This window comes from Pontibacter indicus (assembly GCF_900156345.1).
Lineage (GTDB): Bacteria > Bacteroidota > Bacteroidia > Cytophagales > Hymenobacteraceae > Pontibacter > Pontibacter indicus.
The window spans coordinates 880,654-903,279 of record NZ_FTPP01000001.1; the positions used below are offsets into that span (position 1 = coordinate 880,654).

Annotated in this window: 18 protein-coding genes; 4 read left to right on the top strand and 14 right to left on the bottom strand. The window is 51.1% G+C overall.

Annotation, left to right across the window (positions count from 1 at the left end; translation table 11 throughout):
• Positions 1–22: 22 nt before the first annotated feature.
• Together B0B12_RS03790 and B0B12_RS03795 are read right to left on the bottom strand one after the other, a co-directional pair.
• A complete protein-coding gene (locus B0B12_RS03790) occupies positions 23–742 on the bottom strand; it encodes a tetratricopeptide repeat protein (RefSeq protein ID WP_076666140.1) in 720 nt (239 codons plus the stop codon).
• Between the two features lie 84 nt (positions 743–826).
• A complete protein-coding gene (locus B0B12_RS03795; RefSeq protein ID WP_076666141.1) occupies positions 827–1,540 on the bottom strand; it encodes a tetratricopeptide repeat protein in 714 nt (237 codons plus the stop codon).
• A 233-nt stretch (positions 1,541–1,773) separates the two neighbouring features.
• On the opposite strand from B0B12_RS03795, the gene parS reads away from it, so the two are divergent.
• Together parS and B0B12_RS03805 are read left to right on the top strand one after the other, a co-directional pair.
• Positions 1,774–2,202 (top strand): type II RES/Xre toxin-antitoxin system antitoxin, encoded by a 429-nt coding sequence (parS, locus tag B0B12_RS03800; RefSeq protein ID WP_076666142.1) that lies wholly within the window; start codon positions 1,774–1,776, stop codon positions 2,200–2,202.
• Positions 2,199–2,660: an RES family NAD+ phosphorylase gene (locus B0B12_RS03805; protein ID WP_076666143.1), complete on the top strand. Its 462-nt coding sequence runs from the start codon at positions 2,199–2,201 to the stop codon at positions 2,658–2,660. Before parS ends, B0B12_RS03805 begins: the two co-directional genes overlap by 4 nt.
• Before the next feature lie 7 nt (positions 2,661–2,667).
• On the opposite strand, the gene B0B12_RS03810 is transcribed toward B0B12_RS03805, so the two are convergent.
• On the bottom strand, positions 2,668–4,047 hold the full coding sequence (locus B0B12_RS03810) for an MBL fold metallo-hydrolase RNA specificity domain-containing protein (protein WP_076666144.1): 1,380 nt from the start codon (positions 4,045–4,047) through the stop codon (positions 2,668–2,670).
• A 169-nt stretch (positions 4,048–4,216) separates the two neighbouring features.
• Between B0B12_RS03810 and B0B12_RS03815 the strand changes: the two genes are divergently transcribed.
• Complete coding sequence (locus B0B12_RS03815) at positions 4,217–5,476, top strand: alkaline phosphatase family protein (protein WP_076666145.1); 1,260 nt, start codon at positions 4,217–4,219, stop codon at positions 5,474–5,476.
• Between the two features lie 75 nt (positions 5,477–5,551).
• Here the strand turns inward: B0B12_RS03815 and B0B12_RS03820 are convergent, their stop codons facing one another.
• The 8 genes from B0B12_RS03820 to B0B12_RS03860 form a co-directional block, all read right to left on the bottom strand.
• Positions 5,552–6,160 (bottom strand): outer membrane beta-barrel protein, encoded by a 609-nt coding sequence (locus tag B0B12_RS03820; RefSeq protein ID WP_076666146.1) that lies wholly within the window; start codon positions 6,158–6,160, stop codon positions 5,552–5,554.
• Positions 6,161–6,555: 395 nt separating this feature from the next.
• On the bottom strand, positions 6,556–7,653 hold the full coding sequence (locus B0B12_RS03825; protein WP_076666147.1) for an N-acetylmuramoyl-L-alanine amidase family protein: 1,098 nt from the start codon (positions 7,651–7,653) through the stop codon (positions 6,556–6,558).
• A gap of 169 nt (positions 7,654–7,822) precedes the next feature.
• Positions 7,823–8,440, bottom strand: coding sequence for a hypothetical protein (locus B0B12_RS03830; RefSeq protein ID WP_076666148.1), 618 nt, complete (start codon positions 8,438–8,440; stop codon positions 7,823–7,825).
• Positions 8,441–8,531: 91 nt separating this feature from the next.
• The gene (locus B0B12_RS03835) at positions 8,532–11,432 is read right to left on the bottom strand and encodes a PD-(D/E)XK nuclease family protein (protein WP_076666149.1); all 2,901 of its coding nucleotides are present in this window, start codon (positions 11,430–11,432) and stop codon (positions 8,532–8,534) included.
• Positions 11,433–11,840: 408 nt separating this feature from the next.
• Positions 11,841–12,215: a VOC family protein gene (locus B0B12_RS03845; protein WP_244554583.1), complete on the bottom strand. Its 375-nt coding sequence runs from the start codon at positions 12,213–12,215 to the stop codon at positions 11,841–11,843.
• A 115-nt stretch (positions 12,216–12,330) separates the two neighbouring features.
• Positions 12,331–12,885 (bottom strand): DUF4287 domain-containing protein, encoded by a 555-nt coding sequence (locus B0B12_RS03850; RefSeq protein ID WP_076666152.1) that lies wholly within the window; start codon positions 12,883–12,885, stop codon positions 12,331–12,333.
• A gap of 92 nt (positions 12,886–12,977) precedes the next feature.
• Entirely contained in the window at positions 12,978–16,376 is a 3,399-nt protein-coding gene (locus tag B0B12_RS03855) for a UvrD-helicase domain-containing protein (RefSeq protein ID WP_076666153.1), read from the bottom strand.
• 173 nt (positions 16,377–16,549) lie between these two features.
• Complete coding sequence (locus B0B12_RS03860; RefSeq protein ID WP_076666154.1) at positions 16,550–17,086, bottom strand: hypothetical protein; 537 nt, start codon at positions 17,084–17,086, stop codon at positions 16,550–16,552.
• A 661-nt stretch (positions 17,087–17,747) separates the two neighbouring features.
• Between B0B12_RS03860 and B0B12_RS03865 the strand changes: the two genes are divergently transcribed.
• A complete protein-coding gene (locus B0B12_RS03865) occupies positions 17,748–19,589 on the top strand; it encodes a DEAD/DEAH box helicase (protein ID WP_076666155.1) in 1,842 nt (613 codons plus the stop codon).
• 343 nt (positions 19,590–19,932) lie between these two features.
• On the opposite strand, the gene B0B12_RS03870 is transcribed toward B0B12_RS03865, so the two are convergent.
• The 3 genes from B0B12_RS03870 to B0B12_RS03880 all read right to left on the bottom strand — a co-directional run bounded on the left by B0B12_RS03870 (position 19,933) and on the right by B0B12_RS03880 (position 22,597).
• Complete coding sequence (locus B0B12_RS03870) at positions 19,933–20,376, bottom strand: ferritin-like domain-containing protein (protein WP_076667649.1); 444 nt, start codon at positions 20,374–20,376, stop codon at positions 19,933–19,935.
• Between the two features lie 81 nt (positions 20,377–20,457).
• A complete protein-coding gene (locus B0B12_RS03875; protein WP_076666156.1) occupies positions 20,458–21,687 on the bottom strand; it encodes a BaiN/RdsA family NAD(P)/FAD-dependent oxidoreductase in 1,230 nt (409 codons plus the stop codon).
• Between the two features lie 82 nt (positions 21,688–21,769).
• The gene (locus B0B12_RS03880) at positions 21,770–22,597 is read right to left on the bottom strand and encodes an SDR family oxidoreductase (RefSeq protein WP_076666157.1); all 828 of its coding nucleotides are present in this window, start codon (positions 22,595–22,597) and stop codon (positions 21,770–21,772) included.
• Positions 22,598–22,626: the final 29 nt, after the last annotated feature.

The window sequence follows — 22,626 nt, forward strand, 5'->3', positions numbered from 1 at the left end:
GATGCTATAGTGTTGTTCTTTGTTAGTTAGCCGACTCTACGGCGTTAGGGTCGTTGCGGAACATGCCTTTGGGGTCGGGCATTTGTGCGAGCAGGTCGGCCAGGAAGTTATAGTCCAGCGACATGATGTTGATGTCGCGGCTGCGGTGCAGATAATCCCAGGCTTCTGTGTATTTCTTGTTATAATAGTATACCTGCGCGTAATTGGCCAGGGCAAAAGCGTTGTTCTGGTCTGCTTTCAGGGAGCGGTCCAGAAAAGCGGTGGCCTGCTTCAGGCTCTTTTTCTTTTTGTCTTTGATATACTGCTGTAGGTAGGCAGCGCCCACATCGGATAGCAGGAGCGAGTTGTTCGGCTGGTATTTCAGGGCACGGTCAAACATCCCGATCGCTTCCTGGGTGTTGCCTTTGCTGTTTTCCACCAATCCGAAAGCCCAGTAGGTGTTGTAGTTATCCGGGTTGAGGAGCCAAGCCAGGTTGAAACGGTATACCGCGGTATCTACCTGCCCTTCGTTCAGATACTCCCAGCCGCGCTCCATGAAAAAGTTACTGGCCTCGGTACGACTCTCGAAGCTCTTGTCGCAGCTGGTCAGGAATTTCTCGTCTGCTTTCTGCTGGGCGTCCGTTTTGGCTACCTGTCCAAACATGGGTAGCACTTTGGGGTTCGATGCGGGTTGCTGCTCCTGCGCATACGCCATGGAGACACTAAGTACTAGAGTGGCCGCAGCCAGAAAAAATCTTTTCATGTGATGTTATCAGCTAGGTATGGTCGTCCTTCCTGGTTTAAAAATACGCCACCCGTCTTGAAATAACAAATGATGTCCTGTCATTTACCTGTATTTACCGGCCGGGTCCTGCTGCTTTTCCAGCAAGGCGGCTATAAATGCGGCATCTGCTACTTCCTTGTCTTTGCTGATACTCTTGTGCAGGTAACTCCATGCCTCGGCGTACTCCTGTAGGTAGTAGTGACTGATGGCTAGCTTGTAATAGGCGTCTGCCGCGTCAGGGGAGTAGCGAACGGCGCTTTCGAGCAGCTTGCGGCTCTGCACCAGGTCTTCGGGGTTGCTTTCGGCGTAGAATCGGCCCAGGTGACTGGTTGCCAGGTCGGTGAGGAGCCGCGGATTGTGCTGGTCTTTCTCCAGCGCGTGATAGAGTAGAAAGAGTGCTTTGTCAAAGGCTTTTTGCTGACCGTACACCAGCCCGTAGCCCCAGTATACATCGTTGTTGGTGCTATCCATCAGCCAGGCACGCCCGAACAGGTAACTGGCAGAGTCCGGTTTGTCTTCGTTAAAGGTGCGCTTGGCCTGGTACACATAATAAGCCGAGGCTGCCTCGCGGTTTTTGAAGCGTTTGGCGTCTTTGTCGAGTTGCTTCTTCTGCTGTTGCTTTTCCGAAGGCGTTAGGGTACTTTTGGCAGGTATCACATCGGCCATCCGGAGTTCAGGCCTGGGCGACTGTGTGTTCTCGGTGATGGCGTTTTGGGAAGTGCAGGCGGCCATTGTGCCTGCTATCATTAATCCGAAAGCGATAAGTTGGCTTCGCATGGGTAAGCGGGTTGATTCTGGCTTCAAACGATGTGTGGCTTGGAATAGTGCCTCTTTCGCTTCAATTCGAAAATTTCAATTGTATTGTCCACTTCAGAAAAGGTATAGCCCTATTCGATTATATTTTAAAAAGCAGCTTCCGCTTTGCCGCTGCAGGTATAGGAATAAAATTAAATAGCAACTTGTCGGATAATTTGCGACAGATTTCGTATATTTGAGAAAAGGAAATTGTTATGGGAAAGGCACTCAAAATAAACGGTGGCATTAACTATAGTCTCATCGACGACCGGGATGTGTTTATGCTGATCACGACCGTGCGGGAAGGTATAAAGTACGCCACTTTCCAGAACATCGCCAACAAGATTCCCTTCAGCCTGGGCGAGTGGTCGGAATTCCTGCACTTGTCGGAGCGCACCTTTCAGCGCTATAAAAAAGAGCAGCGCAAGTTCGACCCGTTACATTCTGAGAAGATCCTCGAAATCACGCTGGTCTACAACAAAGGAGTAGAGGTGTTCGGCGAAAAAGAGGATTTTGATGCCTGGCTGGAAGCCAAAAACGTGGCCTTGGGAGGCATACGCCCCAAAGAACTGCTTGACAGCACCTTCGGCATCGGCCTGCTCCGCGACGAGCTGACCCGCATTGAACACGGCGTGCTGGCATGATCGTATACCGCCTCAGCAGAAAACAGTATTGCAACGACCTGTCGGGTAAAGGCGCTGAACTGGCGGGTGGCCGCTGGAACAGCAAAGGCACCGCCGTACTCTACACCAGCGAGTCTATTGCGCTTTGCACTGTGGAGATAGCTGTGCACATGCCGCTAGGCATCGTTCCAAAAGACTATCACCTAGTCACCATCGAACTGCCGGACGAGGGCCCAATCGGGGAGGTGCACGAAAAAAACCTTGCTCCGGCCTGGAAATCGTTTCCGCATAGCAGTGTGACGCAGCAGGTAGGCGACGACTATGTGAAGAACGGGCTATACCTGATCCTGAAAGTACCCTCGGCCACCGTGCAAGGCACCTTTAATTACCTCGTCAACCCGCGCCATCCCGCATTCAACAAAGTCCGAATCCTTAAAACAGAGGCCTTTGTGTTTGACAAGCGCCTGTTCATCAAATAGCTAACTTTTAGTGCAAATCGTAGGTAGTGCCCATCTCGGCAATGGTGCAGCCCCAGCCCAGCGTGTCCGTTATTTTCAGTCGGAGAGCCTCCAAGGCCTGGGCTTCCCCGTGGTTTAGGAACACCTGCTGCGGCGCCTTTTTGAAATGGCTCAGCCACCAAAGCAGATCGGCCTGGTCGCCGTGCGCCGAAAGCGATGAGATCTGGTGAATCTCAGCCTGCACAGGGTAGTAATTGCCCTGCATCTTGATCTCGTTGGCTCCGCTCAACAGCAGACTGCCCCGCGTGCCCGGCGCCTGAAATCCTACCAGCAACACCGTATTCTTCGCGTCCTGAATCAGGCGCTGCAAGTAAAAAAGCACACGCCCGCCCGTTACCATGCCGCTTCCCGCAATCACGATCTTTGGCCCCGGCTTGTCCAGCACGCGCAGGGTCTGCTCAAAATCCCGTATCACCTGCACGTTGTGCATCATGGTGCGGCACTCTGCATCGCTCAGGCTATGCCAGTCGCGGTGGTGCAGGTATAGCTGTGTCACGTCGATGCCCATGGGCGTGTCGAGGTAGATGGGGACGTTGGGTATGCTGCCTTCTTCTCGCAGCGTGTTGAGGATCAGGAGTAATTCTTGGGCTCGCTCCACGGCAAAACTCGGAATCACCAGTACGCCGCCTTTTGCCACGGTATGCTTCACATAGGCCTGTATTTCGTCGTAAGCTGAGGCCTGTTCATGCAATCTGTCACCATAAGTTGACTCCAGCACCAGGTAATCGGCCTCCCTTACAAAAACGGGGGGCTCCATCAGCAACGGTTTGCGGCGCCCGATATCTCCGGAAAACACAACGGTGTGGCCCTTGCACTTGAGCTCCACAAAAGCAGAGCCCAGGATGTGCCCGCTCTTCCGGAAGCAGAATTTCATGTCTTCGTTGATGATCACCCACTCGTTGTCGTCGTGCGTTTCGAAGAGAGGCATGGTCAGATCTACGTCCTCAGCGGTATAGAGCGGCTTGGCCGGATTGTGCTTGGAGTAGCCACCCCGGTTAGCTTCAGCGGCATCTTCCTCCTGTATCTTTGCGCTGTCGCGCAGGATGATCTCTGCTACGTCTCGTGTGGGCGTGGTGGCGTAAATAGGACCATGGTAGCCGTTTTGCGTGAGCACTGGAAGATAACCGCAGTGGTCCAAATGGCCGTGCGTCAGGATGACGGCATCCAGCTCTTCCACATCCAGGGGCGGCTTTTGCCAGTTGAGCAGGCGCAGTTGCTTCAGGCCCTGGAACAGACCACAGTCGATGAGCACCTGGTGCCTGTCTGTTTTGAGCAGTATCTTAGAGCCGGTCACGGTGCCGGCGGCGCCTAGAAAAGTGAGTGTGAAAGGAGGAGTTTGGTGTAGCATCGTTTGAAAGGCTAGTGGGTATGGGCAAGCTATAAAATCCTATTAATGCGGATAATGATATATGTCTCTTTCCTCATTTAATATTAACAAAAAATCTTAGACAGGACGCTTAACAGTAATTTAAAACTGCAGACTGGCAGCTACGCGGGTTTTGACGTATCTTCGCCGCATGAAACAGATTTTCGTTTTGCTGGTCTGCCTGCTCTGGCAACGACTGGCATTCGCACAAGTAGACACGGTGCAGCGCGTCCAACCCAACAGGTATAATAGCCCGGCCCAGCAGGAAAAACCCTACGTGATCCTCATATCTGCCGATGGTTTTCGCTACGATTACGCCGATAAGTATGATACGCAATTCCTGAAAGCGAAGCGCACAGAAGGTGTGGCGGCTGAGTCGATGTTGCCGGCCTTTCCGTCCAAGACATTCCCAAATCATTATTCCATTGTGACGGGACTCTACCCGGCCAGCCACGGGCTGATCAATAATTACTTTTACGACCCACAGCGCAATGAGCACTACACCATGCGCGACCGCAGCAAAGTGGAAGACGGCAGTTGGTATGGTGGCACGCCGCTTTGGGTACTGGCCGAGCAACAGCAAATGGTGGCGGCCAGCTTCTTCTGGGTGGGCTCCGAGGCCCCGATTCAGGGTATACTGCCTACTTACCATTACCAGTACAGCGAGGTGATGCCGATCGAGCGACGCATCCAGACAGTGGTGGATTGGCTGAACCTGCCAGAGGATAAACGGCCGCACCTGATCACCTTTTACCTACCTGAAGTGGATCATGCCGGTCATCGCTACGGTCCGGACGCTCCCCAAACCAAACAAGCGGTTTTGGACCTGGACAAGCACATGCAGATGCTGACTGAGGCTGTGGCCAAAACAGGTCTGCCTGTCAATTACGTGTTTGTGTCGGACCATGGCATGCTCGGGGTAGATACCAAAAACACACTTCCCATGCCGGCTGCGATCGACACGGCAAAATTTATGGTATCCGGGGGAGGTATGGTCGTGGAGTTGCATGCCAAGGATAAGAAAGCTGTGAAGTCTACCTATCGCAAACTGAAGAAGGAAGCAAAAGACTATAAGGTATACACCCGAAAGAAAATGCCCAAGCACCTGCACTATGGCGCTAAAGATGATAAATATGGCCGCGTGGGTGACATTCTGTTGCTATCGGATGCGCCCAAGGTATTCCATTTTTCATCCCGTCCGCCGTCTCCGGGCCAGCATGGCTATGATGCCACGAAGGTGAAAGAGATGCACACTGTGTTCTACGCCTGGGGGCCAGCCTTTAAAGAAGGAGTGAAGGTAAACACCTTCGAAAATGTGGACGTGTACCCGCTAATAGCAGAGATCCTGGGCCTGCCCTATACCCATAAAATTGATGGCAGCCGGCACCTGATCCAGAAAGTGCTGCGTTAACAAAGTTGACCTAACGCCTTAAAAAAAGCCCGTTTCTGTAAAGGAAGCGGGCTTTCTCTTTTTAGGTATATCAACTTACAAATTACCGCGGCCGGGCAGGTAAATCTGGAAACCCACCCCAACGGCAAGACCGGAGGTGCTTGTGTCGACTGTGATGTCGGCGCTGGTGCGGGTATAGTTCAGCGTGGCTTCTAGCGCAATGTTGCGGGCAACGAAGTGAGCGTATCCTGCCCGCAAGCCCAGCACAGAGCCAAAAATACGGTCGCCGTCGCTATCCTTCAGGGAACTGCCGGCAAAGCCAGCCAGTGCCTCTCCAAACCAGCGGCTGTTAGGGGAGGCTCCCTCCGGAAAATAGTAACGGGCAAAAGGAGTTAAACCATAGCTGAAGTTCTCACCACCATCGTAAAGCGCCAGGCCAAGCTGGGCCTGTGCCCCGATCGCTGCATTGTCGCTGATAAAATAGCCTGCCCGAGGTTCGAGGATTAGCTGGAAGGTTTCTGATTTAAAATTATAGCCAATAGAGCCTACACTGGCACCTACCAACCAGTTGCCTTGCTGTATAGACTCGTTGGCCACAGCGGCCGAAGTTTGTGGTTTTTGAATGTCTAAATCGGTGTCCTGCGCCAGGAGCGTACCAGTTGTAAACAAAGCGCAGAAAGTAAACAGAAAGTAAATACTTTTCATAGGAGTAATATTAGGAGTTTGAAATAAATTGTACTTAAATAATTGTCGTCTAAACATTAAATATTAACGAAGGGGACAATCATTTGTTCGAAGTAGCTTTATATCAGCATATTACATGTTTATATTTACTCGATATAGGTGAGTGCAAATTTGGGTTTGCTTCTTTTCTAAGGCTAAAGTGAAAGTTAATGAAATCCGGGTAGACAATCGTCCGAAGTAGGTATAGGAAGGCGTTGTCTTTTGCTGTATGCTGTCTTATAGCATGACAACTACTCTAATCAATTAAGAAGGGCATATGTTAAGTTAGAGGGGAGAGCGGACTAACTCCCTAAAGGTATAGCACGACAAAACTAAGGCTCCAGTAAGTAGTTTACTAGAGCCTTTCATGTGAGTTATTACTTGGAGGAGTAGTCCGCGAACAAACCCTCGTAGATCCAGTTGGCCAGAGCCTGCCTGTTGTCGGCTATCACGAAACGGCGTTGGTCCTTTACGTTGCGAATGTTGCCGAGCTCGATGAAGACGGTAGGCGGGTGACTGTACTTGATCACATAAAGGCTGCTGCGTTGTGTTACATTGCCGGAGTAGTCGCGGTTGGGCTGGTAGCGACGGTATTTGTTTGTAAAGGTCTGGTGTATGTTCTTGGCGAGCTGCTCGCCGTCCTTGCTGTTCTCGTGGTGATAGAAGAACACATCGATGTTCTGGCTCTCGCTGCGGCTGTCGACATGGATCGCCAGCATGCGCTGGTAGGCTCCCTTGTGCTTCAGATATAGGCCGTTCACGGCCTCCGTGCGCTGGCGCAGGCGAGCACTGTGGTTGAGGGGTATCTTTCTGTTCGGGTAGACTATTTCATCCCTGTCCATTTTCAGCACCCCCTCGTCACGAATGCCGTCGTCCGGGTCCTGCACGATCATGTATACCGTGGCGCCGTGCTCCATCAGGACGCGTGCCAGGCGAATGGTCACATCGTAAGCGTATTCGTCCTCGGCCAGGTCGTTGCTGCCGTACTTGCCGACTGCCCCTGGATCGGGCCCACCATGGCCAGAGCTCAGGTAATAGACTGCGCCCTGCAGCTTGGAACTTTTCACCTCCACCCGGGAATACTTCTCTCCAAAAAGCGGCATTTCGAGCACGCGCGCGGCTACTTTGGCCGGACCGGCTGTTACATCGTTTCGGGTTTTGGTCTCGACGGCGGCTACCCGGGTATTGTCGGTGGTGACGGTGTTGTTATCTGCTAAAGTTGCGCCTTCGGGCAATGTATAGGTTTTACCGACAATCAGGCCATTGTCTTTGCCGAAACGGTCTTTGTTGATTTCTACAAACTTTTGGAGATGCTCCGGCGGATTGAGGCCGTGCCGGCGCAATAAGGTATAGATGCCGTCGCCGGGCATGGCAACGGCTTCCAGAAGGGAGCTTTGCCCAAACGCGGTTAAGGATGAAAGTGCAAGAAGAAGGGTGAAAATAGAGGTACGCAATGCAATAAGGTTTACCGGCATATGTTAAGAATCCGATATTAGTAAAAATGCACGAGGTATAAAAGCTCCTCTGTGAGATCAACGTAAAATATCGGAGGCTCTATATACGGATGAACTGATTTTATTACTGCGTTATTTCAGATCAATCGAAAAATTATCGCTCGATCAGGGAGATTAAACATGTAGAACTTTACTGCACCCGGTAACTGATCAGTTCATAGCGCCGCATCAGTTTGTCGGAGTCCGCGTAGTACCAGTCTGTCCGGATCATGCCCAGTTCAGGCGTAACGTATTCTTTCACCCAGGTGGTGCTCAGCGCAGCAGATGCCTTTTGTTCGGTTTGCCTTTCAAAACTGAACTCAAGGGCCTGGTCAGCATGCTTTGAATCCGGTATAGGTACCAGGCCTGCTGTTCTTCTGTGGTAGATCCACAAGGTATAGTTCGGGTACTGATACCCGTAGGCGATGCCCGACATCTCCGGGCTGGGGTAGGTGATATACTGCTCTCTTGCATCCTTCCGATAGTGCACATAGCCGTCTTTGTCGTTCCTCACAATCATGCCATTATTCAATATGTACCAGGTGGTTTTATGGATCAGCGTATCCTTTACGACCTGCCGTCTAAACGAACTGGTGGAAAGAATTTTGCCGTCCGATGTATACTCGATCACATCATACACCCATTCATTGCCTACTTTTAGGGGCATAATTTCTTCAACGGGTACTGGCACTTCTTCTTTCTCGCATGAAAGTAGGGAGAATGAAAGGCAGAAGAAGGTAAAGGCTCTGAACAAAGGCTGCAATTTCATAGGACTCGTGTTTTGAATGTATGATACCCAAATTCCTGAAAACGTTGCATGCTCAGCTATAATAATATTGCAGAATCAAGATATTTGTAAGCTAGCGCGCACATATCCCCCGGTACGGACAGTATTGGCAAATCTCCAATTCCTTTGTCTTCCGGATCACTTCATTTGGGTCGAGCAGTTCCTGTACAAAGCGCGAGAGCAAGGCTTCGGATGCGGAGATAAAATCCTGCCCGGTGGACTGCTCAAACGGAAAATCAGCTGTCAGCACGCCGGCGTCGAGGTTGCGGAACGAGAGTATACCTGACTTCGGCACGATGCGGGCAGGGTCAAGATGACCGGCATTGCGAAGCAACAGCTCGGGCTTCTGCTGCAGGTTGCGCTGCAAAATGTACTCGTAGAGCCAGAGCTGGCGCGCCTTGTCATAATTGGGGGAGGTGATGAAGTGCAGGTCCATATCGTCCGGCTTTACACTCACCTGGTTGCGCTCTACCTTGCCCGTCTTGTAATCGATCACGCGGAGTTCGGCTCCTTTCAGGTCAATGCGGTCGGCCTTGCCGGCCACCTTTACAGGTATAAGCTCATCGCCTACCTGCACCTCCAGGATCGTTTCGAGCTGTTCTTCGAGACGCAGCACATAAAGCGGCAGTTCGTCCTCCGAACTCAGCAGCCCCTCCAGGTACTTCTCCAACACCTGCACGGCCACCTTAAAAAGAAGGAAGTTCATGCCGCGCTCTGGACTGGCGCCACGCGTCACCTTACGGAATTCTTCTTCCACCTTGGCTGGTAACTCGCGCAGCATCTGCTCCACATGTTGCTTTTCGATCGGCTGGCCATTCTGCTCAAAAGGCCGGAAGAAATCTTCCAGCACCTGGTGCACGATCGTACCAAACTGATCAGCGCCAAGCTGCTCTTCCACCTCATCGATCTCCCTGATTTTGGCGATGCGGCTGAAATAATACTGCAGAGAGCAGTTGATGTACATGTTGAGGTGCGAAGGGTAGAGGCCGCGCTTCAGCTCCTGTCGCAGTTGCTCCAGCGTCTGAGCATCTTTGTGGATGACTATGTCCTCGTCGTATTTTTTCTGATCGCGCAGCTCCACAGTGGCCGTCAGGTCGCGGAATTTAATCTTGGGGTTGCGCAGGGCCAGGTCGTTTTGCAGCTGCAGGATAAAACGGCTTTTTTCGCCAGAGCCATAGGTGTCGGACGGCAGCACGTACAGCAAGTTCACGTTTTTGGCGCGCTGCAGCAAGCGGTAAAAGTTATAGGCCATCGCACCTTCGGTTTCGGCGTAGGTCGGCAGCCCGAACTGCTTCAACACATCGTACGGCATCAGCGACTCGTGCCGCTTCGGAGCAGGCAGCGTGTTTTCGTTCACTGACAGAATGATCAGGTTCTCGAAGTCCAGGGCACGGGTCTCCAGCATACCCATGATCTGCAGGTCGGAGATAGGCTCACCGCTGAAGGGCAGGCGCTGTCGTGCTATCAGTTCGTTCAAAAACTTGCGGAAGCTGCGCACCGATATCTTCTGCTCCCGGCAATCGAAAATGGTGTCAAGGCGCTTGACGATGGTATAGAAAATATAGAGGTACTCCGTTTCGATGGTGCTCGGCTGGTGACTGTACATCTTGTGCAGCAGGTCGATGAGCTGGTAAAGCGAAGCGATGATGTCGTCGCAGTCGCGCCAGGACTTGAATAGCACTTCGAAAAGCGGCTCGTGCTTGCCCATCTTTAGCAGGTCGTTGGCCGTAATCAGCACGCGGTTGTCCTGCACGATCTGGTCGAGCACACGCTGTATGAAGCCATGGAATTCCTGTTTGTCGGGCTGCTCGTTCAGGTATAGCTCATACCTGCGGATGAAAGGGTGGGAGAGCAGCTTGGTCACCGTCAGGTGGTGGTACTGGTATACCTTGTAACCCGACTCCTGCAGCTGGGTCACGCCCGTCAGGTGCACATCAAAGAGCAGGTCGATCAGGTTGTAGAGGGGCGTACCTTTAAAGCTGAGGCCCATCGTTACGTTATAGTTCGGCACCTCATTGGGTATAGAGTGTAGTACGGGTAGCAAAAGCGTTTCGTCGGGCATTACCACCGCAATTTGGGCATGTTTGTCGCGTTGGCGAATCTCCTGAATCAGCTGTCCGGCTAGCTTGCCCTGCATGCTCGCATTGGCCACCCCAATCACGTTGATTTCCTTCTCGTCGGTGAGGAGCAAGTTTTGCTGCCAGCGCCAGTCCGCCATATTCCAGGTGCTCTTATACCTGCGCAGGAAACTGCCCGCCCGATTCGGCGTTCCTTCTTCCATATAAAAATCATCAGAGTCAAAGAGCACTTCGGCCTTGTTGTGCTTGAGGAGCGTGCGGATAATGTGCTCTTCAGAACTGGTGAGGGCGTTGAGACCGATAAAAAGGTACTGGGCGCATTCCGGCGATTTGGCTAATTGCTCAATGTTATCGGCCACCAGCCGGAAAGCCATACCTGTATAGGCCTGCTTGCGCTCCTCCAAATGGCCTTTCAGGTTGTGGTAGGTCCTCTCAATGTTATCCCACAAACTGAAGTATTTCTTAACGGCGGGCGTCAGTTCTTTACCCAGGTGCGCCGGGTCCCAACGCTCCAGCGCCTTGGCCTCGCTCACGTAGTCAAACAGCTTGGTGGTATCTACCAGGTTCTGGTCGATGCGGCTGAAGTCGTCGAGCAGGGTGCCGCCCCAGGTGATGAACTGGTCGAAATCGAGGTTCGGGTCCTGTTCGCGCATCAGATCGTAGAGCTCCAGCTGCAGGTTGATCGGTTCCAGCACATCCACTTTGGCCAGTTTGGTGATGAAGTCCTCCATACCTGACACCTCCGGCGACCAGATCGGCTCCGGAGCAGCTTGCGCCAGGGCGTTTTTAAAAAAGAAGCTCGCACGACGCGACGGCAGCACGATGCACAGCTCGCTGATGTTCTCTTTATACTTCTCGTATACGTATTTTGCCGCTAGCTCTAGGAAGGTCTGCACTTTATTGATTTAGTGAATTGGTGATTGAGTGAATGAGTGATTGCGTGATTTATCTTGACTTAGAAGAATCAATTAAAAGATGTGATTCGAATGATTGAAAGAAATACAGCAAATACTGCAGACGCTAATGGCAAAGCTATTTTAAAGCGATCACTATATGATCGTCGTTTCATCGGAATAATCGAGATGAGTAGTGCAGGTATAAGGCCGAACAGAATCATAAGGAATATGTGAACGAACACTTCAATAACTTGAAGCAAAACTGTTGGTGATTTCGAAAAAGTGGCATAATCCACAACGACACTGACTATTGCGAATACTAAGAAAATAAGCCAAGCAGTTTTATCCTTCATCAACTTTATAACTAAATCTTGATACGAATACTCACTAACTTAAAAAGCTCACTGTTTAATGTAAAGGCAAGAAAGGGTTGTAGGCGATTTCCCAGAGGTTGTCATCCGGGTCGGCGATGTAGCTGCTGTAGCCGCCCCAGAATACTTTTTCGGGTTGCTTGAGTACTTTTACGCCTTTCGATTCCAGCTCTGCTATCAGTTCGTCCACCTCTTGTTCTGAACGCACGTTATGAGCTAGCGAAAAACTCTTAAAGCCTTTGCCATCTGCTTCCAGACCAGCGTCATCGGCCAGTGACTCCTGTGGGAAGAGGGCCAGCTGTATTCCATTCAATTGAAAAAAGATGATGCTTTCCGTGCTGCTCTCCAGCGGTTGCCAGCCAAAAACCTGCTGGTAAAATTCCCGGGAGCGCTGCAGATTTCTGACGCCCAAAGTGATCAATGTAATTCGCTGTTCCATATTCTCTCTATTATACTTTCTTATCGCAACCTATACCTATACCTATACCTATACCTATACCTATACCTATACCTATACCTAAGACCGCTTACCTAGCTTGCTCATAAGCTGCCTTCAGCCAGCCAATCAGTTCAGCATCGACCTCATCTGCAGACTGCAGTTTCACGCGGTGCGAGCACATGGCGTTAAAACTTCCGGACTTCTCCAGCCGACCCTCTGGCTCTCGGCCTTTCAGGTTGATGCCCACATCCAGCCTGGTTTTGGTAGAAGGCTGTAAGAGAGCAAACTGCTTTTTGCTGCGCGCACTGACGTACGCGTTCTTGGGCGCCAGTTCCACATCCTCACCAAACTGCTTTAGCCGCGTCACCAGCGCTTCGTAGATGGGTAGCAGTTGTTCTTTTCCTTTGTATTGCTTCACGATTAGGTCATCGGGACTCTCGGCCGAACCGGCGTCTGATCCTTTGGCTTTGAGCACCACCATGTTGGCGAAGCCGTGGGTGAAACCATGTTCCGTTTTTAAAAACTTCACCATCTCGCCATGCTTCTGCAGGCCGGTACCCTGAACAATCTTGATCCATTCTGAGAGCGACTTCCCTGTGTTTTTCTGCAGGTTATCGATCATCGTTTGTGCTGCCTGATCCATCTTTATATAATGAAGAATGATTAATTATTAATTGTTACCTCGATTGATGCCGCAAGAAGAATCATTCATTCTTCATTACCCATTCACCATTATTATAGCGCCAGTCCTATCTGCTGGCTTTTGCCACCATATGACCACTCGTAAAGTTCTTCGGTATCAAAGTAGTAAAGGAGGCATTTTACTTTTTCGTAGCCCAACTGCTTGAAGCGCACCGCATAATGGTCGAGCTTGTTGCGGTGCTCCTCCAGCGGAGGTGGCAGTTTAAATTCCATCAGCACCACCTGGTCCCCGTCGAACACCACCCGGTCGGGTTTGTAGAGGTAGGCGCGGGCATCGAGCAGTTCCTTTTCGTGCTCCACAATGACAGCTTCGGAAAAATAATGGCTGATCTTCGGGTGATTTACCACCTCCAGCAAGCGCTCTTTCAGCGAAAGCTTTTCGCGGTCGCTGATGATGCCCTGATACACCATTTGGCGCAGCACATCGTCGAGCTGTGCGGCGGTGAGAATGCGGGAAAGTGCATAGTGCAGTTTTTTGTTCTGGATGCGCTGTTCGGTTTGCGTCTCGAAATCGAACACGTTGTTGGCATGCTGCTTGAGCTGAAGCCGCTGTGCCCAGTCGTTGGTCTGCAGAAAATCCAGGGCATAAGCAGGTCCTATCTCTTGGCTGCCGCTATTCTGTTTCCGGGCCTCACCCGCGTAAACCTGATAGCACAGCTTGCCGGGTTCCCAAAGGTTTTCCGCCACCAGGTAGCGGTGTAGCAAGTGGCTCACATTTTTGGCAGTTCCTTCCAACGCTTTCAGGGCCTTTCGTTCTTCGAGCAAGTCTTTCCCGTTGCCGATCAGGTATAGCCGGTCTTTCGGGCGGGTGAGCGCCACGTACAGCATGTTCAGGTTTTCGATAAAGGTTTTCTCGATCTCGGTGTTGTATTGCTTGGCCAGCTCCGTGTGTTCCAGGCGGGCGCTAATGTTCACGGCCACGCTGCGCAGCTTGCCCATTACTTTGTTGTTGTCCGACAGGCGGCTCCACATGAGGGCGTGTGTCTGCGGCTCAGTACTCCAGTCGGCGAACGGAACGATCACGATCGGGTAGGCGAGGCCTTTGGCTTTGTGAATACTGGTGATCGTGATGGCGTTGCGGTCTTTTGGCGTATTAATGCTTAGCTTTTCTTTCTGCACGTCCCAGTAAGCCAGGAAATTGTTCAGGTTGTTGCTGTTCTTGAGGCTATACTCCAGCACCAGGTCCAGAAATCGGAACAGGTACTCGCACTCGTTGTTATGCCCCAGCAGATTAAAGATGCGGATTAGCTGTTCGGTCAGCTCGTAAATCGACAGGTTGCCCGTTTCCCGCTCTTTCACATCATAGCCCACCTCGCGCAGGTAATCGAAGAACAGCTGCCTGTCCGTTTGGTTAGAAATTCTGGCAATCGTCTGCGCAAGTTCTGTCGTAGGCACCCGACCAGTGGTTACGGTATGGATCAGGTAGAGCGCTTCGGATTTTGCCAGCGTATCGTTCGGGCGGTTGAATACCCGGAACATGGCGATGATCAGGTTGATCACCTCGGCAAACTGTAGCGACAGCGAATCCTGCGATATGATGTCGTACTGCTTCTCCTTTAAGAAATTAGCGATCAGTTTGCTTTTGGCATTGGTACGGCACAGCACGGCCATGTCTTTTAAGGTATAGCCATCGGCCTCGCCCTGCCGCACTAGCTCGAGCACCATGTTTAGGGTACTGGCATCGTAGCTCAGTTCCTGCTCATGTGTATAGTTGTCATAAAGCGATTCCGAGCGAACGCAGCAGCTCAGGTCGTATTTGTAGTTCAGATCATCGGGGTAGGTGAACATGATCTGCACATGCCCGCCCGTTTTGCCCGATGCAGGCGCTTCCTGCACAAAATCTTCGTCGTAAATAGAGGTGAAGGTGCCGTATAACTTGTGTTGCTCACTAAAGTAGGTAAAAAGCTTGTTGTTGAACTCGATGATCTCGCGGCGGCTGCGGAAGTTCTGCTGCAGCACATCAGGCGCCAGGTTCTCCCGCACCGATTCGTAGCGCTCCCGTATCATGTGGCCGTGGCGCCTGTTCTCGTAAAGCAGGTGCGTGTTGTTCTTATAGAGGTGCAGAATCTGTTCCATCTCCCCGCCGCGCCAGCGGTAAATAGCCTGCTTGGCATCGCCCACCACCATGCTGAAGTGCCCCGAAGCCAACGCATTGTCCACGAGCGGCAGCAGGTTGTTCCACTGCAGCACCGAGGTGTCCTGAAACTCATCGATCAGAATGTGGTTGTACTTCTCGCCCAGTCGCTCATAGATGAAAGGCACCGGTTCTTTGAGAACAATATCGATGATGCGCTTATTGAACTCCGAAATATGCACCGTGTTACGGTCCAGCTTAATTTCCTGCAGGCATTTCTCCAGCTCGTTCAGCACCGACACCTTATATAAGTGGGGCACTACCGCCGAGATCAGGGTAAAGGTACCCGCATATTGCTCCTTGATTGACTCTATGTTATAATAGAGGTCTGTCAGCAGCTGCCTTATGCCGTCGATCTGAGTTTTGGTGGCCGATGAGGCTTTGCCAGCATACCATTTGTCTTCCTCCACCGTTTGGCGGGCGTAGTTGTTGGCGTAGGTCAGGTCGGCTTCGCGGTTGAATTTGCTGAAATAACCATAAAGACCGCGTGCTCCCTGGTAGAAGTCAGCAGGAGCGAGGCCTGCCTGCTCGATGGCCTGGAGTGCTTTGCCAGCATCTTCCTGCAGGGCGGCCAGTATACCTTCCTGCAGGGTTTTGAGTTGTTGCCGTATCTCCCGGAAATCTTCCAGCGTCAGGCTCTGCAGGTCCGTCACTGCTTCGTATACCTGCTCGTTCAGCAGGTTTTTGGCAAAGTCGGCCAGGTCATCGGCCAGCGTGTTCCAGCTGCGTCCTTCACGGGCTTTCTCCAACGCGTAGTGCTCCAGCGTTTCCGAAAGCAGGTCGTCTTTGCGGTTGCTTACCTTGTCCAGCAGCAGTTGCACGGCGGTGGTCACCAGTGTCTGCGAGTCCAGGTCCACCTCAAAGTTATAGGGTATGTTGAGTTCCTTCGTAAAAGCCTGCACGATCTTGTTCACAAAGCTGTCGATGGTGCTGACAGAAAAGTCACTGTAATTATATAGTATCTGTGTAAACAGACGACCCGCCCGCTGTCTGATCTGCTCTTTGTCAAAGCTTTCGCCCGGGTAACGCTGCAGCAGCTCGTCTACGATCTTGTCGAGCAGGTCTTCGCTTTTCTCCCGTTCTCCCTCGCTCAGATTGGGGTCGTTGAAGTTACGCAGTGCCCCCAGTATGCGCTCCTTCATCTCAGCGGCCGCATCGTTTGTAAACGTAATGGCCAGGATAGAGCGGTAGTAATCCGGGTCGGAAGTATGCAGCGCGAGTTTCAGGTATTCTTTTGTCAGGGTATAGGTTTTTCCGGAACCTGCTGAGGAAGAGAGTATCTTGAAGTTTGGCGACATAGCGGGCGAATTAAAAGGGATTCTAAAGATACATGGACGGCGTGGCTTATGCCAGAGCCGGGCTTTAAAATAATGACAGCCCGCAGCAAGTGTTTGTCGGTCAGGACCTAAAATACAAAAAGCTCCCCCGCCTGCGCGAAGGAGCCTGTTGCCTTTCTATTCTGAGTAAAGGGTTATGCGTATACGATCTGCCCTTTCTTCTCCTCTTTTTCCTTCACCTGTGCATGGTCATTCACACACACGTTTCGCACGATGCGGGCCATCGAGATCGAGTAATCCGTGATGATGCAGTGTTGCTGTTCGGTGCTCATCAGCGCCTTACCGCCGCCCAGTGTCAACTTGTTCAGCTCGATCACTTCGTCGAAATTCTGGCGCAGCATCTTGAGCGCCTTAAACGATGGCTCGTTGTAATACATCGGAATTACCTGGCACACGGCATAGCTACCCTTGGCACGCTCCTTCGCAATCATGTTACACAAGTTGGAGGCATTCATCTTGTCCAGGTCCGAGATGATCACAAAGAACACTTTCGCCTCGCTTTTGTCGGACTTGATAACCGCGTTATTGGGGAGCAGATTGCGTGAGACCTTGGCACCCTTCATAAAGTCTTCGTCCTTCAGGATCTTGTTGTGGATCTTAAAGGCCAGTGCGCCTGAGGCGATTAAATGAAAGTCCTTGCTTTTAGCTGTGATTTTGGAGAAGTGTAACATAATTAGAAAGGATTAAAGGGTTAAAGATCAATGCTATTTTTAATTGTAAAAATGTCTTTCTTAGGATTTTTATCTTTCAATTTTTGCTTTCAAGCAGAAAAGTGGGGCGGAGGCAATAAAACCGAATCTGTAAACCGGAAAATTCGGTCATTAAATTCAAGCCAATAAAATGTTAGTTAAAATTGGACTGATTTTGATCCAGTAATACACTAAACTACGAGCTAAATATTGGATCTACCAATGAAAAACTTTAATAATAGTTAACAGCTTGATTTTAAGGGTGAACGTAGTCAATTTACGGGCAAATGAAACGTGTGTTTCTTATTTTAATATTTATTTGCAATATTTTAACGCAAAATAAAAAAGAATTTGAAATAAATATAATCGTTCACCATTTTTTAGAACAATTTTTTGGTAGAATAATGCAGGGATGTGTATAGAAGGCTGTTTAAGAATAAATTAGATCGTATGACAATGGTTTCATTTATTCTGCGTACCTTTGCACCCGATTTGGAATCAGTCTGATTTAAGTAAAACTGGCTACACCGCTTTTTGAAGCATAACCTGGTTGATTTTTTTTCTTGTCGGACCTCTTTTTCGTAAAGATGGGTTTATGGACAGGCTGTCTCCAGATGAAGTGTAAAAAGTTATTATTATCAGAATGAACAAAATCAGATTTGACGAGCTTCCGCTTTCGCCGGAAGTACAGCGTGCTATCGCTGACATGGGCTTCGAAGAAGCATCTCCCATCCAAACAGAGGCAATCCCGGTAGTATTAGAAGGACGCGACATTATTGGCCAGGCCCAGACGGGTACGGGCAAGACGGCTGCCTTTGGTATACCTACCATCGAGAGCATCGATGACAACGACCGCAGTGTGCAGGCCCTTATCCTGTGCCCAACGCGCGAACTGGCTATTCAGGTAGCCGGAGAAATCCAAAAACTTATTAAGTACAAGCCAGGCATCAGCATCGTGCCGATCTACGGTGGCCAGGCCTATGACCGTCAGCTGCGTGCCCTGAAGCAAGGCGTGCAGATCGTGATCGGTACGCCGGGTCGTGTGATGGACCACATCGAGCGCGGAACTCTGAAGCTGGACAAGATCAAAAAGATCATCCTGGATGAGGCCGATGAAATGCTCGACATGGGCTTCCGTGAAGACATCGAGTTTGTGCTGAGCAAAATGCCGGAGGAGCGCCAGACGATCTTCTTCTCGGCCACGATGTCTAAGCCGATCATGGAGCTGACCAAGCGCTACCAGAACGACCCGGTGATCGTGAAAGTGGTGCATAAGGAGCTGACCGTTACCAACATCGATCAGGTATATTTCGAAGTGCGCAACTCCATGAAGCAGGAAGTGCTTTCCCGCATCCTCGACATGCACAACATGAAGTCGGTGATCATCTTCTGCAATACCAAGCGTATGGTGGATGAATTGGTAACCAACCTGCAGGCACGCGGCTACTTTGCCGATGGTCTGCACGGTGACCTGAACCAGAACCAGCGCTCTAACGTGATGGGCAAGTTCCGTAACGGCATGCTGGAGATCCTGGTGGCCACAGACGTAGCCGCCCGTGGTCTGGACGTGGATAATGTGGAGGCGGTGTTCAACTACGACCTGCCGCAGGACGAGGAGTCTTACGTACACCGCATTGGTCGTACGGGCCGTGCCGGTAAGTCTGGCCGTGCGTTCTCTTTCGTGTCCGGCCGCTCTGACATGTACAAGCTGAAGGATATCATGCGCTATACCAAAGCCAATATCCAGTTGCAGCAGGTACCTACTTACGAGGACGTAAATGAAATCCGCACGAACCTGTTCCTGGATAAGGTACGCGAAGTACTGGAGAAAGGAAACCTTAATAAGCACATCTCTAGCATTGAGAAGCTGGTAAACGAGGAGTATACCTCACTTGAAGTAGCTGCTGCCCTTCTTAAAATGAGCTTGAAAGAAGCCAAAACAAAAGAAGCTGGCAAAGAAGCGGAAAAAGGCATGGGTGGCCCGAAAGCTGGTTTCGACCGTCTGTTCATCACCATTGGTAAGAAGGACCGCGTGCATCCGAAAGACCTGATCGACCTGCTGAGCCAGAACGCTGACATACCTGCTTCTAAAGTAGGCGACATCGACCTGTACGACAAGTTTAGCTTTGTGGAGGTGCCAACCGAATACACAGCGGACATTCTGCAGAAAGTAGGCCGCATCGAAGTGGACGGACGCATGGTGATCGTAGAGAAATCGCAGAAGAAAGAAGGCGAGGCCGGTGGTGGCAAAGAAGACTTCGGTTTCAGCGATCGTGAGAAAGGCAGACGCTTCGGCGGCGGCGGTTTCGGAGACCGCGACCGTGGTGGCTATGGCGACCGTGACCGCGGACCGCGCAGAGATGGCGGCGGGTACGGAGGCGGTGGAAGCCGTTTCGGTGGCCGTGGCGATCGTGACTCTTTCAGAGGCGGTGACCGTCGCAGCAGCGGTGGCGACCGTGGCGGATTCCGCAAAAAAAGATTCTAAAATCAAAACCTGTCTGCGGGCACCGCGTATAAACAGATATACAAAGTGAAGTGTAAAAAGCTTCAGATTGTTAGAAAAGGCTGACTTGAAACGTCAGCCTTTTTGTTTTTAAAAATATTCTCTCGAATGTGTAACCTTGGTTATACCTTTCCGTTAAAGAAGGTATCATAAAAAGGTTGGAAGATTATTCTACTGTTTTACGCAGTTAGAATTGATAAGCCTGACATCAGACGGATGTCAGGCTTATTACTTTTATACCTGCCTATACCTGAGGCGACAGAGCAGGGCGTAAAAAAAGGAGCTATAAGGCTCCTTTCTTGTAATATTAAACTCTAGCAAGCAATCAGGCACTGTCGCGCAGCGAACGAATGTGGTCATGCGCATTCTTCACGTCCTGGTACTGCTGCGCCACAATCGGCTTCAACTCACCTGGCAGATTTTTCTGCATGGCTTCTTCGTAGGCTTTTACCGCATAATCCTCTCCACGCTCGCACTCTTCCAAAATACGCTTTCTGTCCTTCGAAGATAGAGCGGCTTTGATATCGATCCAGGCGCGGTGCAGGGTGCCTTCGATAGAGCTGGACTCATCGTCGGTCTTGCCCATTCGGTGCAGCTGGTCCTGCAGCTCTGTGATCATGCTGTCGCGCTGCACGGCGTATTTGCGGAACAGGTCTTTCAAATCCTGGTCCTCTACGTCCTCAGCTGCCGTTTTATAGCCTTTTACGCCGTCTTTGCATCTTTCAATCAGATGGTGAACGGTTGAGTAAACTTCTTTATTAATTTCCATAGTGATATTTTTTATTTGGTTTTGTATGCTGATGTACTGCATTCTACCAGTTTTTGTTACCAATATGGATATACCGCTATACTAAGATATGGGAGCAGCCATGGCCCGGCCCGCCAGATAACCCGTTGTCCAGGCGGCCTGAAAGTTAAATCCACCCGTAATGCCATCGATATCAAGTACTTCGCCAGCAAAATAGAGTCCTGGATGCAGCCTGCTCTCCATCGTTTTCATGTTGATTTGACTCAGGTCCAGCCCCCCGCAGGTCACAAACTCTTCTTTAAAAGTGGTTTTGCCATCTACATCCACCGGCATCCTCAGCAGTGCCTCCACCAGTTTGTTGGTGTTTTTGGCAGGCAGTTCGGCCCATTTCACCTCCTCGCTTATACCTGCTATACCTGTGAGCGCTTTCCAGAGCCGCTGCGGCAGACCAAAGAGTGGGTTAGAAGTAACAACCTTCTTAGGGTGTGCCTGCCTGAAATCCTGTAGGTGCCCGCGCAGACTTTCTTCGGTCTGTTCGTGCACCCAGCTGACGAGGGCTGTGAAGCGATAGCCCATGCCGTGAAAGAGACGGGCGCCCCAGGCCGACAGCTTCAGCACAGCCGGCCCGCTGTAGCCCCAGTGCGTAATCAGCAGCGGCCCTTCGTACTCCAGTTTGTGCCCGGCTATACGCACACGGGCCTGTGGTACCGAAACACCCTGCAGCTCCTTGAGTGGCGAGCCCGGCACGTTAAAAGTAAAGAGGGAAGGGACCGGCTCCTGAATCGAATGCCCCAGTGCCCGCAGCCAGTCATAGTTATGGCTTTTGGGATTGCCTCCTGAGCTCACCAGCACCCGATCCGCCTGCAGCTCTTTGCCATTGTTCAGGTATAAGGTATAGCCGCCCTTTTCCGGCACGGGTACAATGCGCTCAACGGCTATACCTGTTTTAACCGTTACACCGGTTCGGGCCGCTTCACGCTGCAGACAGTCAATGATGGTTTGGGAGTTGTCCGTTACCGGGAACATGCGTCCGTCAGGCTCAGCCTTCAGCTTCACGCCGCGCTGCTCAAACCAAGCCACTGTTTCTGCCGCTCCAAAGGCCTTGAAGGCCTCTTTTAACTGCTTTGCGCCACGCGGATAATGCTGCGCAAAAACCGTAGGGGTAAAACAATGGTGCGTGACGTTGCAGCGCCCACCACCCGATACCTTCACTTTCGACAGCAGTTTGCTGCTTTTCTCGAGGATGGTCACCTGTGCCTTCGGGTTTGCCTCCGCACAGGCGATTGCCCCGAAATAGCCCGCCGCCCCGCCGCCTATCACGATTATGTTCATGTATGGAATTGTTAATTGTTGATTGTTTGCTCTGTTTGATTTAACAATTAGCAATTAACAATCAGCAATTCTTGTTAAGATATTAAAAGAATGCCATGGGATTGGGGTGCGTGAAGACGTAGGCCAGATCGTCTTTCAATTTCTGACTGCTGATGAGCTTAAAGTGGGTTTCTTCCATGTCTTTGAAATTCGGGACTTCCAGGTCGAGGGCTGTCGCGGCTGCTTCGTAAAATTCCCTTCGTGTTGGGTGTTCGTCAGCACAAGCATTGTATATCTGGCCCCACTTTTCCTGCGAGATGATGCGCTCCAGTATGTTCAGGCAGTCCTCCAAGTGAATCATGTTGACAGGCGCATCGCCATTGGGCAGGTCACGTTTGCCCGCCAGGAAGCGACCAGGTTGCCTGTTGCCGCCCACCAAACCGCCAAAACGCACGACCGAGCAAACCCAGCTGTCACTGTTCTGGAACAAGCGTTCAGCCTTCAACAGCACGTTGTCTGGATCAAGGTCGTCTGTAAAGCTGGTGTCTTCTTCGGTCACAATGCGGTTGAGTTCCGGGTATACGGAGGTGGAGGAAACAAAAAGCACCCGGCTGACCGGCGAAGCCAGCAGCGCCCGGTGTAGTAAGGCCATTTGTTGCAGATAGCTTTCACCTCCATCAGCGCGAAGCTTGGGTGGAATGTTGAGCACGAGCACATCCGTCTGCAGAAACTCCACCAGTGTCTGTTCGTTCAATTCCGGATCAGAAAGGTTGATCAGAAAGGGGCGTATACCTGCCTGGGCCAGCATGTCCAGCTTTTGCTCTGAAGTGGTGGAGCCGTTTACCCGTCGGCCGGAACGAGCCAGTCCTTCGGCAAGCGGAAGGCCGAGCCAGCCACAGCCCATCACACTGATATCAGCTTTCTTTTGCATCGCTTTGGTTTTTTAAGGGTAACATTCCG

Coding starts and splice junctions, on each gene's coding strand:
- B0B12_RS03790 (WP_076666140.1), bottom strand. CDS start 742: ATGAAAAGATTTTTTCTGGCTGCGGCCACTCTAGTACTTAGTGTCTCC.
- B0B12_RS03795 (WP_076666141.1), bottom strand. CDS start 1,540: ATGCGAAGCCAACTTATCGCTTTCGGATTAATGATAGCAGGCACAATG.
- parS (WP_076666142.1), top strand. CDS start 1,774: ATGGGAAAGGCACTCAAAATAAACGGTGGCATTAACTATAGTCTCATC.
- B0B12_RS03805 (WP_076666143.1), top strand. CDS start 2,199: ATGATCGTATACCGCCTCAGCAGAAAACAGTATTGCAACGACCTGTCG.
- B0B12_RS03810 (WP_076666144.1), bottom strand. CDS start 4,047: ATGCTACACCAAACTCCTCCTTTCACACTCACTTTTCTAGGCGCCGCC.
- B0B12_RS03815 (WP_076666145.1), top strand. CDS start 4,217: ATGAAACAGATTTTCGTTTTGCTGGTCTGCCTGCTCTGGCAACGACTG.
- B0B12_RS03820 (WP_076666146.1), bottom strand. CDS start 6,160: ATGAAAAGTATTTACTTTCTGTTTACTTTCTGCGCTTTGTTTACAACT.
- B0B12_RS03825 (WP_076666147.1), bottom strand. CDS start 7,653: ATGCCGGTAAACCTTATTGCATTGCGTACCTCTATTTTCACCCTTCTT.
- B0B12_RS03830 (WP_076666148.1), bottom strand. CDS start 8,440: ATGAAATTGCAGCCTTTGTTCAGAGCCTTTACCTTCTTCTGCCTTTCA.
- B0B12_RS03850 (WP_076666152.1), bottom strand. CDS start 12,885: ATGGATCAGGCAGCACAAACGATGATCGATAACCTGCAGAAAAACACA.
- B0B12_RS03855 (WP_076666153.1), bottom strand. CDS start 16,376: ATGTCGCCAAACTTCAAGATACTCTCTTCCTCAGCAGGTTCCGGAAAA.
- B0B12_RS03860 (WP_076666154.1), bottom strand. CDS start 17,086: ATGTTACACTTCTCCAAAATCACAGCTAAAAGCAAGGACTTTCATTTA.
- B0B12_RS03865 (WP_076666155.1), top strand. CDS start 17,748: ATGAACAAAATCAGATTTGACGAGCTTCCGCTTTCGCCGGAAGTACAG.
- B0B12_RS03870 (WP_076667649.1), bottom strand. CDS start 20,376: ATGGAAATTAATAAAGAAGTTTACTCAACCGTTCACCATCTGATTGAA.
- B0B12_RS03875 (WP_076666156.1), bottom strand. CDS start 21,687: ATGAACATAATCGTGATAGGCGGCGGGGCGGCGGGCTATTTCGGGGCA.
- B0B12_RS03880 (WP_076666157.1), bottom strand. CDS start 22,597: ATGCAAAAGAAAGCTGATATCAGTGTGATGGGCTGTGGCTGGCTCGGC.